This is a genomic window from Synechococcus sp. CS-1332, from assembly GCF_025127995.1.
Classification (GTDB): domain Bacteria; phylum Cyanobacteriota; class Cyanobacteriia; order PCC-6307; family Cyanobiaceae; genus Cyanobium.
Map to the genome: position 1 here is coordinate 69,716 of NZ_JAHLYP010000020.1, position 20,432 is coordinate 90,147.

The window sequence follows — 20,432 nt, forward strand, 5'->3', positions numbered from 1 at the left end:
GGCTCAGGGGTGGTCGCTGGGGTGGTCTCGGGCACGGGGGATGGGGCTCCGGGAGGGGCGGCGGTGGCAGGGGCTGCTCAGGCTCCCGACGCCTTGCCATCCTCCCCGATCACGAGCCAGCGGACGGGATGGGGGGCGAGGTACTCCCCCGGATGGGGCGCCGCCTCTGGAGCTGTGAGAACGAAGTCGATGCTGAGGGAGAAGCGGGTGTCGTCGGGGTCGTCGTTGGGCAGCACCGCATGGTCGACCGAGGAGGGGAACAGCAGCAACAGGCCGGCCAGGGGCGCCACGTCGTGCCAGGGCTGGTTGAGGGCCGACGCGGTGTCGATCGGGCCGTCCTGGCCTAGCGCCAGGCCCGGCACCAGCTCATTCACCTGCCGGGGGGCGAACAGGCGCAGGCAACCGCTGCGGCCACTGCCGTCGCCATTGAGGTAGTAGACGGCGCTGAGGTGGGCGTTGGGGTGGTGGTGGCGCCCCACCTGCTCACCGGCGTCGCTGATCACCGGCCAGCTGCGCTGCACATGCAGCGCCACGCGCCGGCGATCGAACCCCAGCGCGGCCAGGTACTGCCAGGCATGGTCCGCCAGCCGGGTGATCAGGGGAGCGAACAGGGGGTCGCGGTGCAGCTCCCCGGCGCCGCGCACATCCCCGGTCCAGGCCACGCCCTCCTCACTGGGGACCTGCTCCCGAAAGGCCAGGGCCCTCTGCAGCCACAGGGCGGTGTCGAGAGGGTCGGGCGCCAGCTGCACACGGCCCAGGGCCATCGGGAACAGGGGCTGGATCGCCAGGTTGGCGGTGGCGGTCATGGGCAAAGGCGACGGGAGACGCGGCGACTGGGAACGGAATGGGCCTGAGCGGAAACTCTGGGACCATGCCGTCCCATGCCTGGTCGAGGCCGGCGGTGTCCGAGCTGCAGGCCTGGTGCCGCCCTGCCGACGGCAGGAGATGCCGATCGCGTTCAGCGCAAGCCATGGGATGGATCGGGAAAGGTGTCCTGAACGCGCGACGAACCAGCCTGCGTGTTCCTCTACAAGGCAGAAGGACTGGGCCTTCAGCGGCACCTGCCAGAATCCATCCGCGAAAGATGGCGGAGAGGAAATGAAGAAGACATTGAAAGCGACCGGCTGGTTCTTTCTTTCGATCGATACAGTTGCGTTCCTCTTCTTCCTCAACTGGGCTCTCACGGCAAGCACTCGAGATGGCGAGGTTGCCTATGCTTTTTTCTTTCTCCTGTTCACCTTGGCGTTCATCGGCGTTGGCGGTGGAGCGTTGGTATTCAGTGCCAGACGTGGTTCCGTCTTGGGACTCTGGTGTTCGACACTCTTCCTGGGACTTCCACCTGTCATCGTCGCCGCCATACGGATCAGCAACTCCCTCTAGCGCACCAAAGGAGTTGGGGGCCTGGTTCGCACTGATCCGCTCAACAGCCCGGCCTGGCAAGCACGGAGGCACAGACATCCAGACATCCACCGTCGCTGGATACCAACAGCCAAACCACTTTCCAACAGCACGATTCAACCTTCGGCGCCTGAACGACTTGCTCGATCCCATGGGTTCATGCCGACGTCTGATCCTGGAGACAGGTAGCGTCCGGCAGCTGACACCATGACCGCACGTCGTCTCTCCTGTGGTCTGGTCTTCCTGCCTCTCACGGGCTGTGAATCATTTTGGACGATGACCAATCGCTCGGGACTCGAAGCCGATGGTCGCGAACTCCTGAAGACTGCTGCCGTCGAACCGCAGCATCTGGAATGCCGCATGGTCGGCACCACACGAAATGCCGCTTGCTCCCTTCGCCTGTCTCCGCCAGAGACCGCATCTGTCATTCGGGCTCTGGCGCTCGAGAGCATCCAGGCCGATCATCACATTCGGCCTGGGGAATCGCCCCACCTCGCTGCGGCTTCCCAGTGGCACGGCCTGCGAGTATCTTCTGCTCACCATCAACAAGTCGACGGGTCAGACAGGCATCCAGGTCCCCTTGCAACGACCATGGGCAAGCTCCCAGAATCTCACTGCCCCGCTGCGAGGCAAGGGCCTTGGCAGCAGCGGACCCTCGCCGGTTGAACGGGCGGATCTCTCCGATCAACCGATGGCCTTCTGAGTTGCCGGCACCGTTTGTATCGTCGCTGATCAACTGTTGAGACGACGACATTCAGGAGAGAGCTGACAGGATTCGAACCTCGAACACAAAGACAGTTTCCAGTCAGGCGCCTGTCGAAAAGGTATTTGAATTTGCATTCAATCCTCCGAACTGGCGAAGCTCAAAGCGATCATGGAATCCTAGGTGCCACTCCTTTTTGCCATTCCGCCTATCCTCGGAATCCAAGTTCTGCATTGATGGCCACCCCTGCCGACCCATCCTGGGCTGCCCCAGCCCTGCTGACGGGATTCATCGCCGCCCTGGGCTATGTGGGGAAAACAGTCGCCGAGCTGGTGCTTCAGCAGCGTGAAACAGTGCGGGACCGCAGAAGTCGGCTGGTCGAGCTGTACGCGCTGCTGCGCGCCGGAGACGCGGCCTACGCAGCCCAACGGAGACTGTTGAAACGGCTGGCAGATCTGCTGAGAAGTCGTGTACCTGAGGCCGCTGAGCTGCCCCCAGGATTTGATCGACTCCTTTTGGAGACCTACGCGGTCATGAACGAGGAGGAAAGGCAGCTGCATGGATTGATTCAGGCGATGACCATTCACACGTTCCGCCCGCTGAACCAATCACTGCTGGAGTGGCTGCGCGCGGATCGCTACTTTCGGGCTGCACCGCCTTCCCACCGCCGTTTGGCAGAACTGGCGCTTTTTCTGGCTGAGCTGGAGGCACACCTGGTGATCTGGGTCGCCAAGTATGCAGCCTGGATCCCGGACCAACCCGACCATGCCCTGGTGTACCTGGCGGATGAGAACAAACATGGCGTGGCTTTCCCCAAGCATGGGGCTGCCATCATTGCCAGGGTGCTGTATCATCCACTGCCTAGAAGAAGGGGGTCCAACTGGATGTCCACGGCTAGATTTCCCCATCACTTAAAGCGTCCGCGTCCAAAGTATGGGAACAGAACACACACTTAAATCAGGAGAACCTCCGTCCTCGGCCATGCTCCACTGCCTTGCTGATGATCTATGGGTTGCCGAACAACCGCAGACCTACTTCGGCCTGAGCATCGGCACCAGGATGACGGTCATCCGTCAGCGGAGCACCAACAAGTTGGTGATTCTTTCACCGATCCAGCCATCGGCTGAGCTCGAAAAAGGGCTGGCCGAGCTCGGGGTCGTCGGCGATATCGTGGTGCCCAACGCCTTCCACCATCTCTATCTCCAGGCGTTCATGCAACGCTTCCCTTTGGCAACCACCTGGGGTCCGCCCGCCCTCAGGCAGAAATGTCCCCATCTGGAGCTGGATCGTCTGCTCAGCGCTGACGCCCCTTCCCCATGGCCAGAGCTGTTGCTCTGCGGCCTCACTGGACTCCGCACCTTGGGGCCGACGGGGCCATCCCCGCTGCACGAGGTGGCTTTCTGCCACACCCCCAGCAGGACCCTGATCCTCACAGACAGCGCCTTCCATTTCGATGCCTCGGCATCCTGGCTCACCCGGTGGATCACGCGAATCGGCGGCGGTTTCGATCGCCTGGAGCCCACCATTCTCGAGCGGCTGGCCACCTCCGACAAGGCTTCCTTGGCCAGGGCCGTGCAGGTTGTGCTGCAATGGGATTTCGACAGGGTCATCGTGGCCCACGGTGCTGTCGTTGAACACGGCGGCAAGGAAGGCCTCAGCACGGCCTATGCGGCATTCCTGGATGGGGCTCTCGAGACTTGCGCCGGCAACCACGCCATCACCCAGGTCCATCAACCATGAAAGCCGCTGTCGCTGAGCGCTATGGACCGCCCGAGGTGCTGCGTATCAAGGAGATCGCCACCCCAACGCCCAAAGACAACGAGATCCTGATTCGGATTCATGTGACCACTGTCACATCAGCGGACTGGCGGGTCAGAAGCCAGACGGTTCCGACGGGCTTCGGGCTGATCATGCGGCTGGTGTTTGGCCTGCGGAAGCCCAGGCAGCCCATCCTCGGCTCCGAACTGGCCGGGGTGGTCGCTGCGATCGGCAGGGACGTCACCCGGTTCAAGGTGGGGGAGCGGGTCTTCGCCTTCAGCGACGTCGGCATGGGCTGCCAAGCCGAGTACATCGTCCTGCCCCAGGACGGCATGGTGGTGCCCACACCGCCCGAGCTCACGGATGAGACAGCAGCTGCCCTCTGCTTCGGCGGAACGACTGCACTCGATTTCCTGCGCCGCGGCAAGGTTCAGCGCGGGGACAAGGTGATGGTGAATGGGGCCTCAGGAGCGGTAGGCACAGCCGTGGTGCAACTGGCCCGGCACGTCGGCGCCGAGGTCACCGGCGTGTGCAGCGGAGCCAACATCGATCTGGTGCGCTCCCTGGGTGCAGCCCATGTCATCGACTACACCCAGGCCGACTTCAGCCGCAACGGCCAAACGTACGACCTCATCGTCGATACGGTCGGCACGGCGCCCTTTTCTCGCTGCAGGCGATCACTGAAGGATGGGGGGCGCCTGTTGCTGGTGCTGGCCGGGTTGCCCGAGATGCTCCAGGGGCTGTGGGTGTCGCTGACAAGCCGCCACACGGTGATCGCCGGACCCGCTGCCGTGAAACTGGAGGATCTGCGCCATCTGGCGACACTGGCTGAGGCGGGAGAGTTCCAACCGGTGATCGATCGACGCTATCCGTTTGAGCAGATCGTGGAGGCCCACCGTTATGTCGACAGCGGGCGCAAGAAGGGAAATGTCATCATTTCCGTGCGCAACCAGGCCTAGTACAGGGTGCCGAAGTCTGAGGATTTGGTGTGCATCAAGCACCCCGTCCTCCAGATCGTCGCCTCGATTCCTGCCTCGAAACTGACGACGTATCCGTCGATCGGTGAGCATCTGGCTGTGATGACCAGGCAGGAGCGTCCCGAAGCGGCACCGTGGGGCGTGAAACGCATGCGAGGTTGCTGACATCGGTGTAACGTAAAGAAGACAGAAAAGCCTCGACCGCCGCTGCAGGTGCTTCCTCGCTGTTCTGCCCCTCTCGAAGAGAAGGCGAGATGAAGCCTCCAATAAAGAAAGGATATGGGCCCAAGGGCGGGCGTCCAACGCCCTTGCTGGTCGCGACCAGATCTGAAAGCACCCTGCCACAGCCATTGGAGCTGGCGCTGACGGAGCGCAGGAAGAAACTGCACTGCCTCCAGCAGATTGAGCAGATCATCAGCGCCAATCAAGGCACGATCGACGACATTCTTCAGCAGACGGTCGAGGCCATCCCGAACGCCTGGCCGCATGCCGCCCATACCGTGGCCCGAATCTCTCGGGGCACTAAGGCGTATCAAACGGGCGATCTTGATCGTTGCCCATCCGTTCAGTCGTCGCCAATCAGGGCCAACGGCACCATCTACGGCTGCCTGGAAGTCGGCTATACCCAACCATTCGCGGAAGCCATCGAAGGACCTTTTCAGGCGGAAGAACGGCTACTGCTGGACACGATCGCCAACCGTCTCGGCAGCCTGATCGCCGGGGCCATCGCCGAGGAGTCATTGATCAGAACCCTCCAGGAGAAGGAGAGGCTCTTCAAGCAGTTGATCGCGGTCGTGGGGGGGATGGCGGAGATGCGGGATCCCTACACCGCCGGCCACCAACACAGTGTGAAAGAGCTGGCCATGGCCATCGGAGTGGAACTGGGCCTACCGGAGCGCCAGCTAGAGGGCCTGCAACTGGCCGCCTCCGTCCACGACATCGGCAAGATCATGGTGCCGGCGGAACTCCTCTGCAAGCCGACGGCACTGACCACGCATGAATTTGATCTGATCAAGGATCACGCCCAGGCTGGCTACACCATCCTCAAGGACGTGGACTTTCCCTGGCCGATTGCCCGGATCGTCCATGAACACCACGAACGGATGGACGGCAGCGGCTATCCCAGCGGGCTGAAGGGAGAGGAGTTGCTGCTCGAATCCCGGATCGTGGCCGTCGCCGACGTGGTTCAGTCCATGTGCGCCCATCGCCCCTACCGGGCCGGCCTGGGCAGTGATGCCGCCCTGGCGGAGATCAGCAAAAACCGAGGCAAGCTCTACGACACCGACGTGGTGGACGCCTGTCTGAAGATGTTCAACGAGAAGCGGTATGTCTGTGGCTGTTGAGGCCTGAACGGATCCCCTGATGTCAGGCGCCTCCCACCGTCCACTCCGTCTGCCGCCAGGGGTGGATCTGCGCGGGGAACTCGAAGCCCTGGCCCGGCAGGATCCGGGGCTCAGCGGCTTCGTCGTCTGCGGCATCGGCAGCCTCGAGAGTCCCGTGCTTCGCTTCGCTGATCAGGACGAAGGGATCGTGCTGGCCGGTCCGCATGAGGTAATCACGCTGGCGGGCAGCATGACTATGGATGGCGCCCACCTGCACCTGGTGGTGGCCGACGCGAAGGGAGTCACGCTGGGCGGTCACCTCTGCCACGGAAGCCGGGTGCGCACAACAATGGAACTCCTGATGGTCTGCCCCGAAGGCTGGACATTGGGCCGGGAGCGGGATGCCGCCACCGGCCATCTGGAACTGACGCTCAGCCCATCGCCGCCGAGCCGCCCACCACTTCCAGGATCTCCTGGGTGATGGCCGCTTGGCGGGCCTTGTTGTAGTCGAGGGTGAGGGTCTTGGCGAGTGCCTTGGCGTTGTCGCTGGCGTTGTTCATGGCCGTCATCCGGCTGGCCAGTTCACTGGCGGCCGCTTCCTGGAGGGAGCGCAGCAGCTGATTGGCCAGATAGAGGGGCAGCAGAGCATTGAGCAACTGCTCAGGGCTCTGCTCGAACACGAAGTCGGGCTGAAGGGACGGATCAGCGTTCTCCACCTTGCCGACCTCCACGCCGAGGCGGCCGTCGCGGGTGATGAGACGGAAGATCTCGTCATCCGAGCTGGCGATGCCCTGGGGATCGAGGGGCAGCAGGGTCTGGACGACCGGCTGGGAGCTCACCAGGTTGATGAAGCGGGTGAAGACGATCTCCACCCGATCGGTGCTGGCCGAAAGGAACTCGGCCAGCACTTCGTTGGAGATCTCGTTGGCTTCCTGGGAGGTGGGCAACTGCTCCAGGCCGGTGAAGGTGGCCCGGATCGGGTAGGAGCGGTTGGTGAAATAGGTGATGGCCTTGCGGCCCATCAGCACCATGTCCACGGCAAAACCCTGGCCCTTGAGTTCGGCGAAGCGCTGCTCGGCCCGCCGGATGACGTTGGCGTTGTAGCCGCCGCAGAGGCCACGGTCGCCGGTGACAACCAGCAGGGTGATGGTGCCCACCGGACGGCGCTCGCCCAGCAGGGGGGAATCGGACCCCTCAAAGCCCATGCGGGACTCGAGGTTCTGAAGCACCCGGGCCAGACGATCGGCGAAGGGGCGGGTGCGCAGCACCTGCTCCTGGGCACGACGCACCTTGGCGGCGGCCACCAGCCGCATGGCTTCAGTGATCTTGCGTGTGTTCTTGACCGAACTGATCCGGTCACGGATTGCCTTGAGATTGGCCATGGGTGGAGAGTCCTCAGGCGGCGGCCAGCATCGAGGAGGTGACCTCGCGGATGGCCTCCTTGAGAATGGCTTCGGATTCGTCGCTCAGCACCTTGTCAGTCTGAACCTGGTTGATGAACTCGGGCTTGCTGCTCTTGAGGTATTCGCGCAGCTCGCGGGCGAACTGGGGCACCAGCTCGACGGGCACCTCATCAATCAGACCCTTGACGCCCGCGTAGACCACCGCCACTTGCTCGGCGAGGATGAGGGGGCTGAACTGGGGCTGCTTGAGCAGTTCACGCAGACGCTTGCCCCGGCCCAGCTGGGCCTGGGTGGCGGCATCCAGGTCGGAGGCGAACTGGGAGAAGGCGGCCAGCTCGTCGAACTGGGCCAGTTCCAGCTTCAAGGTGCCGGCGATCTTCTTGATCGCCTTGGTCTGGGCGGCTCCACCCACCCGGCTCACGGAGATACCCACGTTGATGGCGGGGCGCAGGCCGGAGTTGAACAGGTCGGAGCTGAGGAACACCTGGCCGTCGGTGATCGAGATCACGTTGGTGGGGATGTAAGCGGAGACGTCACCGGCCTGGGTCTCGATGATCGGCAGGGCGGTCATGCTGCCCTTGCCCATGGCGTCGGAGAGCTTGGCGGCCCGCTCCAGCAGGCGGCTGTGGCAGTAGAAGACGTCGCCGGGATAGGCCTCACGACCGGGGGGACGGCGCAGCAGCAGGGACATCTGGCGGTAGGCCTGGGCCTGCTTGGTGAGGTCGTCGTACACAACCAGAGTGGCCTTGCCCTTGTACATGAAGGACTCGGCGATGGCCGCGCCGGTGTAAGGGGCCAGGTACTGGAGGGCCGCCGCTTCCGAGGCGCTGGCCGCCACCACCACGGTGTAATCCAGGGCGCCGCGCTCGCGCAGCACTTCCACCACGTTGGCCACCGACGCGTTCTTCTGGCCGATGGCCACATAGACGCAGACCACGTCCTCCCCCTTCTGGTTGAGGATGGTGTCGATGCAGATGGCGGTCTTGCCGGTCTGGCGGTCGCCGATGATCAGTTCCCGCTGGCCGCGGCCGATGGGAATCATGGCGTCGATGGCCGTGATGCCGGTCTGCATGGGTTCATGCACCGACTTGCGCTGGATGATGCCAGGCGCCATCGACTCGATCAGGCGCGTCTCGGTGGTGGGGATCTCACCCTTGCCGTCGATCGGCTGGCCCAGAGCGTTCACCACCCGGCCCAGCATGGCGTCGCCCACCGGAACCGCCGCAATGCGGCCGGTGGCCTTGACGGTGCTGCCTTCCTGGATACCCAGGCCCTCGCCCATCAACACGACGCCGACGTTGTCGTCCTCCAGGTTCAACGCCAGGCCCTCGGTGCCGTCCTCGAACAGCACCAGCTCACCGGCCATCACCTGCTCCAGGCCGTAGACCCTGGCGATGCCATCACCGATTTGCAGGACGGTGCCGACGTTGCTGACAGACACCGACTTGTCGTAGTCGGCGATCTGCTTCTTGAGGATGGCGCTGATCTCGTCGGGGCGGATGGAAACCATGGGTGGGAGTCCCCGGAGGGGAGGCGATGAAGTGAGAAGGAGAGGGGAATAAAGGGGGAAGCGCTAGCTCACGTTGGCGAGCGTCAGGCCGAGGCGCCGCACCTGACCGGCGAGGCTGGCGTCGATCACCCGGGAACCGACGCTGAGGACGAACCCACCGATCAGGGCAGGATCCACCGCGAGGCTGATCTCCACCTTGTCGGTACCGGCTACAGCCTTGGCTTTCTCAGCGAGCAGCGCCTGCTGCTCGTCGCTCAGGGGGCTAGCCGAGGTGACGGTGGCCAAGGCGATCTGGTTCTGCTCGCGGTAGAGCTCCAGGAGCCGCTCCAGGACGGCATCAAGGAACCCGATCCGCTGGCGGTCGGCCAGCAGCTTGAGCAGGTTGAGGAAGGAGGGGGAGATGGCCGCCCCGAAAAGTTGCTCGAGGGCCGCTTTCTTGCCTTCGACCTCCAGGACCGGGGAGGCCATCGCCTCGCGCAGGTCGCTGGAATCGTGCCAGAGGGCCAGGATCGCCCGGGCCTGGTCGATCACCGCATCGGTGTCCCCATTGGCGTCGCAGACCTGGAGGAAAGCGTCGGCGTAGGGGGTGGTAATGGTGTTGAGCAGAGGCATCAGGCGTTCCCCATCGATTGAATGGACTGATCGATCAGCTGGGCCTGCGTGCTGGCGTCGAGGCGGCCGGGGAGGCTGGCGAGGGCCTTGGCGATCGCCATTTCGGCGGCCTCGCGCTGCAGCAGCTTGCTGACGCGGGACACCTCCGAATCCAGATCAGACTGGGAGTCCTGCTTGAGCCGCGCCATCTCCTCGACGGTGCGCTTCTCGCTTTCGAGGCGGATGGCCTCGGCACGGACCTTGCCGTCAGCGCGAATCTTCTCGGCACGGGCGCGAGCCTCACCCAAGCTCGTCTGGGCCACGGTGAGGGACGCGGTGGCGACACTGAGGCGCTCTTCGGCTTCCTTGAGTTCCCCCAGGATCCGCTCGCGGCGGCGCTCCAGGATGCCTCCAAGGAAGCCCCGCAGGAACCACACCAGGCCGGCGATCACGATCGCCAGATTGATGATGTTCGTCTCGAAAATGTCGAGGTTGAGGCCGAAGGTGCCGTGGCTGGCGAACAGGGTCGTCAGGGTTGAAAGGAGAGGGAAGGGAGTCATGAGGCGGGCAGAAGACGGTCGACGATGAGGTCGGCAAGCCTGTCGGCATCGGCCTCAAGAAGGCTCAGGGCATCCGCCCGCTGGACATCGATCTTGCTGCGGGCGCTTTCGCGGCTGGCCATGGCGTCCGCCTGGGCCACCGCCATGGCCTCGCGATACAGACGGTCGGAATCCTGCTCGGCCTCCAGGATCACCTTCTGAGCCTCAAGCCGGGCCCCCTTCAGCTGCTCCTTGAGATCAGCCTCAAGGCGAACGCTCTGGGCGATCTTCTCCTTGGCCTGGGTGCGGCTGGTGGCGATGTACCCCTCACGGTCCTCTACGGCCTTGCCGACCGGTCGGAAGAAAAGGGTGTTGAGGATGAAGGTGAGGAGCACCACCTGCAGCGCCATGAGCGGCAGGGTGGCGTCGAGGTCAAACAGACCTCCCTCGGGCGACCCTGCGGTCGCACCTGCCTCGGCAAGCAGAAGCCAGCTGGTCATGGGGCAAAAAAGCGGGCGGTGGTGGAGGCGTGGATGGAGCCGGGGGTGGCGAAGGGCCGCGACGAACGTGCGGCCCGCTCCTCCCCCGAAGGCCTCCGATCAGGAGAAGGGGTTGGCGAACAGCAACACCAGGGCGACCACCAGGCCGTAAATGGTGAGCGATTCCATGAAGGCCAGGGAGAGCAGCAGGGTGCCGCGGATCTTGCCTTCGGCTTCGGGCTGACGGGCAATGCCTTCGACGGCGCCTTGGGACGCACTGCCCTGGCCGATGCCAGGACCGATGGAGCCGAGACCGACGGCAAGACCAGCAGCCACGACAGACGCAGCGGAAGTAAGGGAATCCATGGTGAGGTTAGAAATGTGGGGCGCCGGGGAAGCGCGGAAGGAACCTTGTCGAGAACCCTGCGCCGGGGACACCTGGGAAGGCGGGCCCGGAACGTGCCGGACCTGCGCGCAGAGAGTTTGCCAGACCGGGGGACCGGACCAGCAGGTGCAGGAGCTAGTGGTGCTCCTCGTGGACGGCCTCACCGATGTAGTAGGCCGCCAGAGTGGCGAAGATCAGGGCCTGGATCGCACTGGTGAACAGACCGAGAAACATCACCGGCAGGGGCACCACCAAGGGCACCAGGAAGGCCAGCACGGCCACCACCAGTTCATCGGCAAGGATGTTGCCGAACAGACGGAAGGAGAGCGAGAGGGGCTTGGTGAAGTCCTCAACGATCTTGAACGGCAGCATGATCGGCGTGGGTTCCACGTAGTACTCGAAGTACCGGAAACCCTTGCGGCTCAGTCCGGCATAGAAGTACGCCAGTGACACCAACAAGGCCAGGGCAATGGTGGTGTTGATGTCGGCGGTGGGGGCGCCCAGTTCACCGCTCGGTAGATGAATCAGCTTCCAGGGGATCAGGGCCCCGCCCCAGTTGCTCACGAAGATGAACAGAAACAGGGTGCCGATGAAGGGAAGCCAGTCGCGGTAGGCCTTCTCGCCGATGTACTCGCGGGCGATGTCACGCAGGTAATCCCAGAGGAACTCCAGCAGGTTCTGCACGCCCTTGGGATCGCGCTCCAGGCGGCGGGTGCCGACCACCACAACGGCGAGCAGCGCGCCGATCACGACCCAGGAGCTCAGGAAGACCTGGCCGTGGATCTTGTAATTGCCAAGCTGCCAGTACAGGTGCTGGCCGACCTCAAGGGCGGCGAAGGGAAGGGCGAGGGGCAACGGAGCCATCGGGGATAGGGCCTGGCGGAACGTCTGGGCCGCCGAAGCGGCTGAAGAGGGCCGCCGAAGCGGCTGAAGAGGGCCGCCGAAGCGGCTGGAGAGGTATCAGGTGTCGAGGACGGCCTGAACGATCAAGGCGGGTTTGTAGAGGAGGAAACCCACCAGGGCCGGCAGGATTTCGAGGACGGGGAGCCTGGCGGCCGTGAGCACCAGCACCACCGGCACCAGCAACTGGGCCTTACCCACCGCCTTGGTTTCGACGCCGAAGCGGTTGACGCTGCGGGCCAGGAGCCGGAGGTACAGGAGCCCCGCCAGGGCTCCCACCAGCAGACTGAGCGCGGTGGACAGATCGAACCACAGGGCCGAGATGGGCACCGCCAGGGCAGTGGCACAGACCGTGGAGAGAAGCATCCGGCGTTGCAGCCGCAGGTAACCGTCCATGCCGTTGTTCACCGTCGACGAAGCGTCGGCGACTTCAGGCAGGGGGGGGGCCTCAATGGGCGGATGCACTGCGACCTCTTCGACCGACGTCTCCACGGGGGGGACGGCATCCGGGGAGGTGGTCAGGGCAGCCTGCAACCGTCAAGGCTCCGTCTTGGCGTGCGGACTTTATCACTCGGCCTCTTCAAGCCCTTAGCAACAGAAGCACCCGCTCCGCCAGCAGCCGCCGCGCCGCCGCGACCCGCTCGGCGGGGCCCTGGGCCACCGGAAGCGCCCCGATCGGGGTGCCGGCCGGGGCCGCCTCCAGCGCCTCCATCAGGACCAGATCCTCTGCCGTGATGGTCAACGGCAGCAGGTCCGGCCCCAGCAATGCGGTGGACGGCCAACCCCACAGACAACGGTTGCGCTCGCCCCCGGCCGCGAGCAGGGCCTCATCGCTCCAAGCCTCCGGCGCCGCCTCCGCTGCTCCGTCGCCCTCCTGGCGGCGCAGGAAGAACTCGAAATGGCTGATGTCGGGATCGAGGCTCTCCACCAGGGCCCACTGCTGTGCCGGCGGCAGGGCCTGGGCCCGCTCCAGCAGCTCCCCCTGGAGCAACCGGGCCGGATCCCAGACCTCCGGATTGGAGAAACCGGCGAAGCGGACCCCGGGCTGATCGACGAAACGGAACAGGCGCTCCAAGTCGTAGCTGGTCTCCTGGGGGTGGAGGTACATGTCGGCGAAGTTGGCATCGGCGCCGGTGTCGAGGGCCCAGCGCTGCTCGTGGTGTCGCCGCAGGCGGTTGGTCTCGGGAAGGGTGGTGAACAGCTCCCGCCCCAACCGCAGCCCCGCCGGCCCGGTGCCTACTCCCATCAAAGCCAGGGCCCGCTGGGTCCGATGGATCTCCCAGCGGCCGCCGTCGGCGTAGAGAAAGAGGTGCAGCAGCCCCCCTGGCCGCAGCAGGGGGACCAGGGCGCGCAGGCCCAGCTCGGGCTGGTCGAGGTGGTGCAGCACCCCCACCGAGTTGATGTAATCGAAGGGGCCCTCCCCCGCCAGATCAAGCAGGCTGCGCTGCTCGATGCGCAGCTCCGCCACCTGGGCGGCGGCCCCGGAGCGGCCGGTGCGCTCCCTGGCCACCGCCAGGGCACCGGCACTGATATCCACCGCCAGCACGGAAGCCCCAGGGTTGAGATGGCAGAGGTAGTCGGTGCTCACTCCCGTGCCGCAGCCGGCGTCGAGGATCCGCCAGGGGCGCGGCGGCGGCGGCAGGGCCCCGTTCACGGCCGCCACGACGCTGTCCACGCACCAACGCCAGTTGTATCCAGGCGGCGGGCCATCCTGGAGGGGATCTCCCGGGTAGGGGAATCGGTCGTAGAAGGCGCTCACCACCGGCGTGGCGGCATCCAGCGGGGCCTCCAGGAGGTGATCCATCAGTGCCTTGGTGCAGGGTCCGGCAGCATTCCACGGCGCCGGCCGCCGTTCAGCCTGAGCCCCAGGGAAGGCTGCAAACATTTGTTCATCCCCCGCCGGGGGGTCAGGGGGGCAGCCGTAACGTGACCCAGCCCGGCTCGCTCTCGTTCATGACCGTGACCGCCAGCAGCGGCAGCACCAGGGTCGCCCCCCAGCGCTACGACACCCTGCCGCTCTCCAGCGTCCGGAAGGCGGAGCAGCAGGACCGTTTCCCCGACGGCGGCGAACTGGATGCCCTGACGACCTTCTTCCGCAGCGGCCAGATCCGCGTCGAAGCCGCCCGACGGATCTCCGCCAACGCCGACGCGATCGTGGCCCGGGCCGCCAACCGCATCTTCACGGGCGGCACCCCCCTCTCCTATCTCGACGCCCCCCTCAGCACCCCCAGCGCTGGGGCGGCCGATGGTGTTGCCCTCGCCGCCGACCAGGCCGCGTTCCAACGCTCGGTGCGCACCTTCGCCCAGGGCTCCGGCGGCAGTGGTCTGCTCGGCCGGATCCTCGAGGGCGTCCAGGCCGACGCCGACGTGCGGGTCGTGTTGCCCAGCGGCTTCAGCCCCATCGCGGTGGCGATCTATGGCAACGCCCGCATGCGCAAGTCGCTGCGGGACATGGCCTGGTTCCTGCGCTACGTGGGTTACGCGGTGATCGCCGGCGATCCGAGCATCCTGGCGGTGAACACCCGTGGCCTCCGCGATGTGCTCGAGAAGGCCTGCTCCCTGGCTGCCACCAACGTGGCGCTGCAGGAGATGCGCGCCGCCGCCGCCGGCCTGTTCAAGGGCGAGCCGGAATCCCGCCAGCTGGTGATCGACTGCTTCAACGTGCTCCTCAAGGAGCTTGAGGTGGCCACCCCCTCCACCCGGGCCCGCCTCGGCAGCCCCGTCAACCAGGGTCTGCAGCTGCCGGCGACCTATGCCCTCGCCGCTGAAGGCGCCCAGCGCTTCGTCATGCGGCCACGCCTTTCCGGCGCTGAGAAGGCTGAGATCATCCGGGCCGCCTACCGCCAGGTGTTCGAACGGGACATCGACAAGGGCTATTCCCAGGTGGTTTGCCCGGTGGAAGCCACCCAGGTGCGCCAGGGCCAGCTCTCGATGCGGGAGTTCATCCGCGCCCTCGGCCGCAGCAAGGTCTACCAGCGCCAGTTCTACGGCCGCTTCTCCAACAGCCGGGTGGTGGAACTGGCCTTCCGCCACTTCCTCGGCCGCGGTGTGAGCTCGATCGAAGAGTTCCGCCAGTACTTCGCCATTGTCAGTGCCAAGGGCCTGGGCGGCCTCGTTGACGCCCTGGTCAATGGCATGGAGTACGCCCGGGTCTTCGGTGAGGAAACGGTTCCCTACCTTCGCGACATCGGCGAGGAAGCCCAGGAGAGCGCCGGCTGGGGATCCAACCGCAACCTCTTCCGCTTCAGCGCGCCGTTCGAGGGTGCCCCCCAGTACATCACCCTCTACGCCTCCTACCGCCAGCCCCTCGCCGATCAGCACCCCTACGGCGGCGGCAACGATCCGCTGGCCCTCAACTACGGGGCGATCTTCCCCTCCAGCACGGCTTCGGTGGCCACCCGCCCGGCACCTTTCAGTTACGACACCCGTCGGATCCTGATCGGCAACGGCATGGCCCAGCCCGGACCCATGGATAGCGCCCAGTTCCGCAAGGCCGTCCCGCGCCGGGTGGGTCCGAAGGTGGTGCGCCTGCGGCAGATCGCCACCGGCGGCAGCTCCACCCCCCGCCGGGGCGGCCAACCCAGCATCCGTGGCACCGAATCCAGCACCCAGGCCGTCATCAATGCGGTTTACGTGCAGGTGCTGGGCACCGCCGGCTACGCCGGCGAGCGCAACAAGGTCGAGGAGATCAAACTTGAGAACGGCGACATCAGCCTGCGGGAGTTCGTGCGCCAGGTGGCCCGCTCCAATGCGTTCCGCCGTCGCTACTGGAGCGGCCTCTACATCACCAAGGCCATCGAGGTGATGCACCGCCGCCTGCTGGGCCGGCCCAGCTTCGGCCGCTGGGAGATCAACGCCTACTTCGACACGGCGGCCCGCAAGGGGTTCTATGGCGTCGTCGATGCCATGCTCGAAAGCCGCGAGTACAACGACTGCTTCGGCGAGGACACCGTCCCCTACGAGCGCTTCATCACCCCGGCCGATCGCAATGCCCGCCGGGTTCCTGGTCTGGTGCAGATCCTCGAGACCGTTGCCGACATCACGCCCCTGCAGCGTCCCATTGTCCCCGTTGCCCAGGCGCTGCGCACCGTGGGCGATCTGGTGCCTCGCAACCTGGCGGCGCGACCGCAGGTGCGCGGGCAGTGGAAAGCGGATGTGGCCGGTGGCCAGAGCGCCTCAGCCTCTTCCGGCGTCCCCACCGGTCCCCAGACGATCAAGCAGCCGCCGGCCCCCACCCGCAGCTGGAGCCAATCCCGCTGGCAGCCCGGCGGCGGTTCCGCCCCGGTCTGGCGCAGCGGTGTCTCCACCGCGGGAGGCAGCAATGGCTATGTGGCCCCCGCCAGCATCGGCATTGCCGGCAGCTGGAAGGCCACCGTGGGCACCAGCCTGCTGAGTGGCGCCGCCATGGCTCCCGACGGGGCGATGGCCAAGGCCCTGCGGCCCGGCTCCCCCCAGGGCTTCAACCGTCGCCAGAGCCTGCCGCGTCCCGTGCAACTGCTCAGGGATCCCAGCGAAACCCAGGTTCAGGAGGTGGTGCAGGCGGTCTACCGCCAGCTGCTCAACCGCGTGCCTTTTGCCGCCGAACGCCAGATGGATCCGGAATCCCAGCTGCGTGACGGCCAGCTTTCGGTGGCCGAATTCGTGTCCCAGATTGCCGGCAGTGATCTGTTCCAGCAGCGGCTCCAGCGGATGGCTCCCCTGAGAGCGGCCTCGGCCGCCTACCTGGCCCTGCTCGGCCGTGCCGCCATGCCGGCCGAAGTCAGCCAGTTCCTCGCCACCCGGGCCACCGCCGGTCAGCAGGCGGCGGTGGCCGAACTGCTCAACGCCCGGGAGTACGCCACGGCCTTCGGCCAGGACACGGTGCCCTACCTTCGCGGCCTGGCCACCGAGGATGGCGTGCCTCTCACCACGGTGAACCGCACCGCCTCTCTCTATGGCGGCAATGGCGGTCTCACCCCCTCGGTAAGGGGAGCGATCTGATCGCTCCCCACCCGATCGAGGCTCGCCCCTGAAGGCAGCGGATTCCGTGCTTTAGCGATCCCCCGGTTCAGCCCCGGGGGGTTTCTTATGGCCTGTCTCTACAACGAGACGGGGAGATTCATCTGCGAATGCGCTTGCGGCGCGCCAGAGGGCGACATCAAAAGATGAACAATTGCTGCGCCTACATGGTGTTAAGAACTCCCGCGAAAGCCGTTGCAAGCCAAGGGATCTCGCAAAGACATCCGCCGTGAAGAACTGTTACCGGCCCCCATGGGAGCGCGGGGCCTTGCCACAGAATGATGCGACGGTCGGCCAAGCCGATCACCCTTACCCACCGGATACCGGTCTCCTTCACGGTGACCGCTTGTTTCGAGGCAGAACTGCATGAGCATCGTCTCCAACTCGATCATCAACGCGGACGCCGAAGCCCGCTACCTCAGCCCTGGCGAACTTGACCAGATCAAGTCGTTCGTGGCAGGGGGTCAGCGTCGTCTGCGCGTCGCCCAGGTCCTGGCTGAAAGCCGGGAGCGCATCGTGAAGCAGGCCGGAGGCCAGCTTTTCCAGAAGCGCCCCGATCTCGTTTCCCCCGGCGGCAACGCCTACGGGGAGGAGATGACGGCTTCCTGCCTGCGCGATATGGACTACTACCTGCGTCTGGTCACCTACGGCGTGGTCGCTGGGGATGTGACACCGATCGAAGAGATCGGCGTCATCGGGGCACGCGAGATGTATCGCGCCCTCGGCACCCCCCTCGAAGCCATGGCGGAAGCCGTGCGCGAGATGAAGACCGCAGCCACAGGTCTCCTCACCGGCTCCGATGCCGAAGAGGCTGGCTTCTACTTCGACTACGTGGTCGGCGCCCTCTCCTGAGGTTTCACCTCCCTCCCGTCCATCGCCATCAAACCCAGGATCCATGCAAGACGCCATCACCAACGTCATCAATCAAGCCGACGTTCAGGGGCTCTATCTCGACGGCGGCTCCATGGGGCGCCTCGAGCAGTACTTCGCCAGTGGTGAGCTGCGGGTGCGTGCCGCTGCCACCATCAGCGCCAACGCCTCGGCCATCATCAAGGAAGCCGTCGCCAAGGCCCTGCTCTACTCGGACATCACCCGTCCGGGCGGCAACATGTACACCACCCGTCGTTACGCGGCCTGCATCCGCGACCTCGACTACTACCTGCGCTATGCCACCTACGCCATGCTGGCCGGTGACACGTCGATCCTCGACGAGCGGGTGCTGAACGGCCTCAAGGAGACCTACAACTCCCTGGGTGTGCCCATCGGCGCCACGGTGCAGTCGATCCAGGCCATGAAGGAAACCACCGCCTCCCTGGTCGGTCCCGATGCCGGTCGTGAGATGGGCGTCTACTTCGACTACATCAGCTCCGGTCTGGGCAACTGATCCCCAGCAACGCCCCCACCACGGCACGTTTTTCGAGGATCACCCCATGCGCCTGTTCAAGATCACGGCCTGCATCCCCTGCCCCGACAAGGCGCGCAGTCAGAGGGAACTGCAGAACACCTACTTCACCAAGTGGGTGCCTTATCACAGCTGGTTCGCCGAACAGCAGCGGATCATGAAGCAGGGCGGCAGGATCCTGAAGGTGGAACTGGCCACCGGCCGTCGTCAGCAGAACTGCGGCAACTGAGTGTCCCCAAGGACATTCCACCCCAGCGCCCGGCCCATGGCCGGGCATTTTTATGCGCCTCGGGGCGGTGCCATCCACGGAGGCGGAGAAATGTTCAGCGCGACTCGACAAACCCACCTCCATCAGGGCTGAATGGGCCATTCCCGGATCCCTGCCGCGCCCTTGTCCACTTCTTCGCCACGCCTGTTCCATGGCCGTCCAGGCGCGGGCTTGATGCCATTGCCCTGGCAGCAGTGGCCAGCAGAAGCCCGCCTGCTGCTGGGCCTGGTAGCCCTCTGGAGCCTGGTGGGCCTTCTGGTGCTCACCTCCGCCAGCTGGTGGGTGGCCGAACGGGAGATGGGGGACGGGGCCTACTACGTCAAGCGCCAGGCCATCTGGCTCGTGGCCAGCTGGGGGCTGCTCTGGCTCGCCATGCGCACGACGATGCGGCGCTGGCTGCACCTGGCGGCGCCCGCCCTGCTGGTGGGCGCCCTGCTGGTGGCCGCCACCCTCGTCGTCGGCACCACCGTCAACGGGGCCAGCCGCTGGCTCGTGCTGGGTCCGGTGCAGTTGCAGCCCTCGGAGCTGATCAAGCCCTTCATCGTGCTGCAGGGCGCCGTGATCTTCTCCCACTGGCGCCGCATCGCCCTCGACCAGAAGCTCCTCTGGATCGGCATCTTCGGGGTGGTGATCCTGCTGATCCTCAAGCAGCCCAACCTGAGCACCGCCGCCCTGCTCGGCCTGCTGCTCTGGCTGATGGCCCTGGCCGGCGGACTGCCCCTGACGATGCTGCTGGGGGCTGCCGGCGGCGGCGTTGTGCTGGGCAGCCTCAGCATCATGATCAACCCCTACCAGCTGGCCCGGGTCAGCTCCTTCCTGGATCCCTGGCGCGTCGCCCAAGGAGACGGCTACCAGCTGGTGCAGAGCCTGCTGGCCATCGGCTCGGGGGGAGTGCTCGGCTCGGGTTTCGGGCTGTCCACCCAGAAACTCCAGTACCTGCCAATCCAGACCACCGACTTCATCTTCGCCGTGTTCGCCGAGGAGTTCGGCTACATCGGCTCGGTGATGCTGCTGCTGTTCCTGGTGATCTTCGGTTTCGTGGGTCTGCGGGTGGCCCTGGCCTGCCGCAGCAATCAACACCGGCTGGTGGCCATCGGCTGCACCACCTTGCTGGTGGGCCAGTCGATCCTCAACATCGCCGTGGCCAGCGGCTCCATGCCCACAACCGGTCTGCCCCTGCCGATGATCAGCTACGGCGGCAACTCCCTGCTGAGCAGCCTGTTCCTGGCCGGGCTGCTGCTGCGTTGCTCCCTGGAGTCTTCCGGACTCGAGCCGGTCCGTCCCCGGCGCCGGGCCGAGCGGCCTGCCCCGATAGGCTGAGCCCTGCTGCCACTCCTGACCGGCCATGCTCAGTTCCGGGCTGCCGTTCGCCGACTGGGCCCGCAGCAGTGAACTGCTGCTCCAGGGCTCCCTGGCCCACCCCGGTCCCCTGACCCTGGCGGTGGTGTTCAGCGGCGGCCTGCTCACCAGCCTCGGCCCCTGCTCCCTCTCGTTGCTGCCCGTCACCCTGGCCTACCTGGCCGGTTTCGGCACAGAGCAGCAGGGCCGTGCCCCCTGGCAGCGCAGCGTCAGCTTCGCCGCCGGCATTGTGGCGGCCCTGGTGCTGCTCGGCCTGGCCAGCGGCCTGATGGGTCGCCTCTACGGCCGCATCCCCGGCCAGCTGCCCCTGCTGGTGGCCGTTGTGGCCGTGGTGATGGGCCTCAACCTGCTGGGCCTGCTGCGCCTGCCCCTGCCGGCCGGGCCCGATCCCGAGCGCTGGCGGCGGCTGGTGCCGGCCCCGCTGGCCCCCCTGGCGGCCG

22 protein-coding genes are annotated in these 20,432 nt (G+C 65.8%); 12 read left to right on the forward strand and 10 right to left on the reverse strand.

The features are described from left to right. Nucleotides 1-77: 77 nt before the first annotated feature. The gene (locus KQ305_RS04655) at nucleotides 78-806 is read right to left on the reverse strand and encodes a 2OG-Fe(II) oxygenase family protein (RefSeq protein ID WP_259724262.1); all 729 of its coding nucleotides are present in this window, start codon (nucleotides 804-806) and stop codon (nucleotides 78-80) included. Between the two features lie 139 nt (nucleotides 807-945). Here KQ305_RS04655 and KQ305_RS04660 point away from each other — a divergent pair, with 139 nt between their 5' ends. The 6 genes from KQ305_RS04660 (at nucleotide 946) to KQ305_RS04685 (ending at nucleotide 6,639) form a co-directional block, all read left to right on the forward strand. Further along, entirely contained in the window at nucleotides 946-1,380 is a 435-nt protein-coding gene (locus KQ305_RS04660; protein ID WP_259724263.1) for a hypothetical protein, read from the forward strand. Between the two features lie 957 nt (nucleotides 1,381-2,337). Further along, complete coding sequence (locus tag KQ305_RS04665; protein WP_259724264.1) at nucleotides 2,338-3,057, forward strand: hypothetical protein; 720 nt, start codon at nucleotides 2,338-2,340, stop codon at nucleotides 3,055-3,057. 25 nt (nucleotides 3,058-3,082) lie between these two features. Further along, a complete protein-coding gene (locus KQ305_RS04670) occupies nucleotides 3,083-3,841 on the forward strand; it encodes a DUF4336 domain-containing protein (RefSeq protein WP_259724265.1) in 759 nt (252 codons plus the stop codon). Beyond that, nucleotides 3,838-4,818, forward strand: a complete 981-nt coding sequence (locus tag KQ305_RS04675; RefSeq protein WP_259724266.1) for an NAD(P)-dependent alcohol dehydrogenase — start codon at nucleotides 3,838-3,840, stop codon at nucleotides 4,816-4,818. Before KQ305_RS04670 ends, KQ305_RS04675 begins: the two co-directional genes overlap by 4 nt. A gap of 326 nt (nucleotides 4,819-5,144) precedes the next feature. After that, the gene (locus KQ305_RS04680) at nucleotides 5,145-6,179 is read left to right on the forward strand and encodes an HD-GYP domain-containing protein (protein WP_259724267.1); all 1,035 of its coding nucleotides are present in this window, start codon (nucleotides 5,145-5,147) and stop codon (nucleotides 6,177-6,179) included. A 19-nt stretch (nucleotides 6,180-6,198) separates the two neighbouring features. Next, nucleotides 6,199-6,639, forward strand: coding sequence for a PPC domain-containing DNA-binding protein (locus KQ305_RS04685; protein WP_259724268.1), 441 nt, complete (start codon nucleotides 6,199-6,201; stop codon nucleotides 6,637-6,639). On the opposite strand, the gene KQ305_RS04690 is transcribed toward KQ305_RS04685, so the two are convergent. The 9 genes from KQ305_RS04690 to KQ305_RS04730 form a co-directional block, all read right to left on the reverse strand. Continuing rightward, a complete protein-coding gene (locus KQ305_RS04690; RefSeq protein WP_259724269.1) occupies nucleotides 6,590-7,540 on the reverse strand; it encodes a F0F1 ATP synthase subunit gamma in 951 nt (316 codons plus the stop codon). The two genes, KQ305_RS04685 and KQ305_RS04690, sit on opposite strands and share 50 nt — an antisense overlap. 13 nt (nucleotides 7,541-7,553) lie before the next feature. Continuing rightward, complete coding sequence (atpA, locus tag KQ305_RS04695) at nucleotides 7,554-9,071, reverse strand: F0F1 ATP synthase subunit alpha (protein WP_259724270.1); 1,518 nt, start codon at nucleotides 9,069-9,071, stop codon at nucleotides 7,554-7,556. A gap of 63 nt (nucleotides 9,072-9,134) precedes the next feature. Then, nucleotides 9,135-9,683 (reverse strand): ATP synthase F1 subunit delta, encoded by a 549-nt coding sequence (atpH, locus tag KQ305_RS04700; protein ID WP_259724271.1) that lies wholly within the window; start codon nucleotides 9,681-9,683, stop codon nucleotides 9,135-9,137. Further along, a complete protein-coding gene (locus KQ305_RS04705) occupies nucleotides 9,683-10,222 on the reverse strand; it encodes a F0F1 ATP synthase subunit B (protein WP_259724272.1) in 540 nt (179 codons plus the stop codon). The genes atpH and KQ305_RS04705 overlap by 1 nt, the downstream gene beginning before the upstream one ends. Continuing rightward, a complete protein-coding gene (locus KQ305_RS04710; protein WP_259724273.1) occupies nucleotides 10,219-10,701 on the reverse strand; it encodes a F0F1 ATP synthase subunit B' in 483 nt (160 codons plus the stop codon). Before KQ305_RS04710 ends, KQ305_RS04705 begins: the two co-directional genes overlap by 4 nt. A gap of 99 nt (nucleotides 10,702-10,800) precedes the next feature. Continuing rightward, nucleotides 10,801-11,046, reverse strand: coding sequence for an ATP synthase F0 subunit C (gene atpE / locus KQ305_RS04715; RefSeq protein WP_216901419.1), 246 nt, complete (start codon nucleotides 11,044-11,046; stop codon nucleotides 10,801-10,803). 154 nt (nucleotides 11,047-11,200) lie between these two features. Continuing rightward, nucleotides 11,201-11,929, reverse strand: a complete 729-nt coding sequence (gene atpB / locus KQ305_RS04720; protein WP_259724274.1) for a F0F1 ATP synthase subunit A — start codon at nucleotides 11,927-11,929, stop codon at nucleotides 11,201-11,203. A 96-nt stretch (nucleotides 11,930-12,025) separates the two neighbouring features. Next, nucleotides 12,026-12,499: an ATP synthase subunit I gene (locus KQ305_RS04725; RefSeq protein WP_259724275.1), complete on the reverse strand. Its 474-nt coding sequence runs from the start codon at nucleotides 12,497-12,499 to the stop codon at nucleotides 12,026-12,028. A 46-nt stretch (nucleotides 12,500-12,545) separates the two neighbouring features. Then, nucleotides 12,546-13,769, reverse strand: coding sequence for a class I SAM-dependent methyltransferase (locus KQ305_RS04730; RefSeq protein ID WP_259724276.1), 1,224 nt, complete (start codon nucleotides 13,767-13,769; stop codon nucleotides 12,546-12,548). A 149-nt stretch (nucleotides 13,770-13,918) separates the two neighbouring features. Here KQ305_RS04730 and KQ305_RS04735 point away from each other — a divergent pair, with 149 nt between their 5' ends. From KQ305_RS04735 to KQ305_RS04760, 6 genes are all read left to right on the forward strand, one after another. After that, the gene (locus tag KQ305_RS04735; RefSeq protein WP_259724286.1) at nucleotides 13,919-16,945 is read left to right on the forward strand and encodes a phycobilisome rod-core linker polypeptide; all 3,027 of its coding nucleotides are present in this window, start codon (nucleotides 13,919-13,921) and stop codon (nucleotides 16,943-16,945) included. Between the two features lie 384 nt (nucleotides 16,946-17,329). Further along, on the forward strand, nucleotides 17,330-17,815 hold the full coding sequence (locus KQ305_RS04740) for an allophycocyanin subunit alpha apoprotein (protein WP_015110589.1): 486 nt from the start codon (nucleotides 17,330-17,332) through the stop codon (nucleotides 17,813-17,815). A gap of 43 nt (nucleotides 17,816-17,858) precedes the next feature. Next, entirely contained in the window at nucleotides 17,859-18,347 is a 489-nt protein-coding gene (apcB, locus tag KQ305_RS04745) for an allophycocyanin subunit beta (RefSeq protein ID WP_216906017.1), read from the forward strand. A 46-nt stretch (nucleotides 18,348-18,393) separates the two neighbouring features. Continuing rightward, nucleotides 18,394-18,594, forward strand: a complete 201-nt coding sequence (locus KQ305_RS04750) for a phycobilisome linker polypeptide (RefSeq protein ID WP_216906015.1) — start codon at nucleotides 18,394-18,396, stop codon at nucleotides 18,592-18,594. Nucleotides 18,595-18,807: 213 nt separating this feature from the next. Beyond that, complete coding sequence (locus KQ305_RS04755; RefSeq protein ID WP_259724277.1) at nucleotides 18,808-19,953, forward strand: FtsW/RodA/SpoVE family cell cycle protein; 1,146 nt, start codon at nucleotides 18,808-18,810, stop codon at nucleotides 19,951-19,953. A gap of 25 nt (nucleotides 19,954-19,978) precedes the next feature. Further along, on the forward strand, nucleotides 19,979-20,432 hold a 454-nt coding region (locus KQ305_RS04760), incomplete at its 3' end, for a cytochrome c biogenesis protein CcdA (protein WP_259724278.1).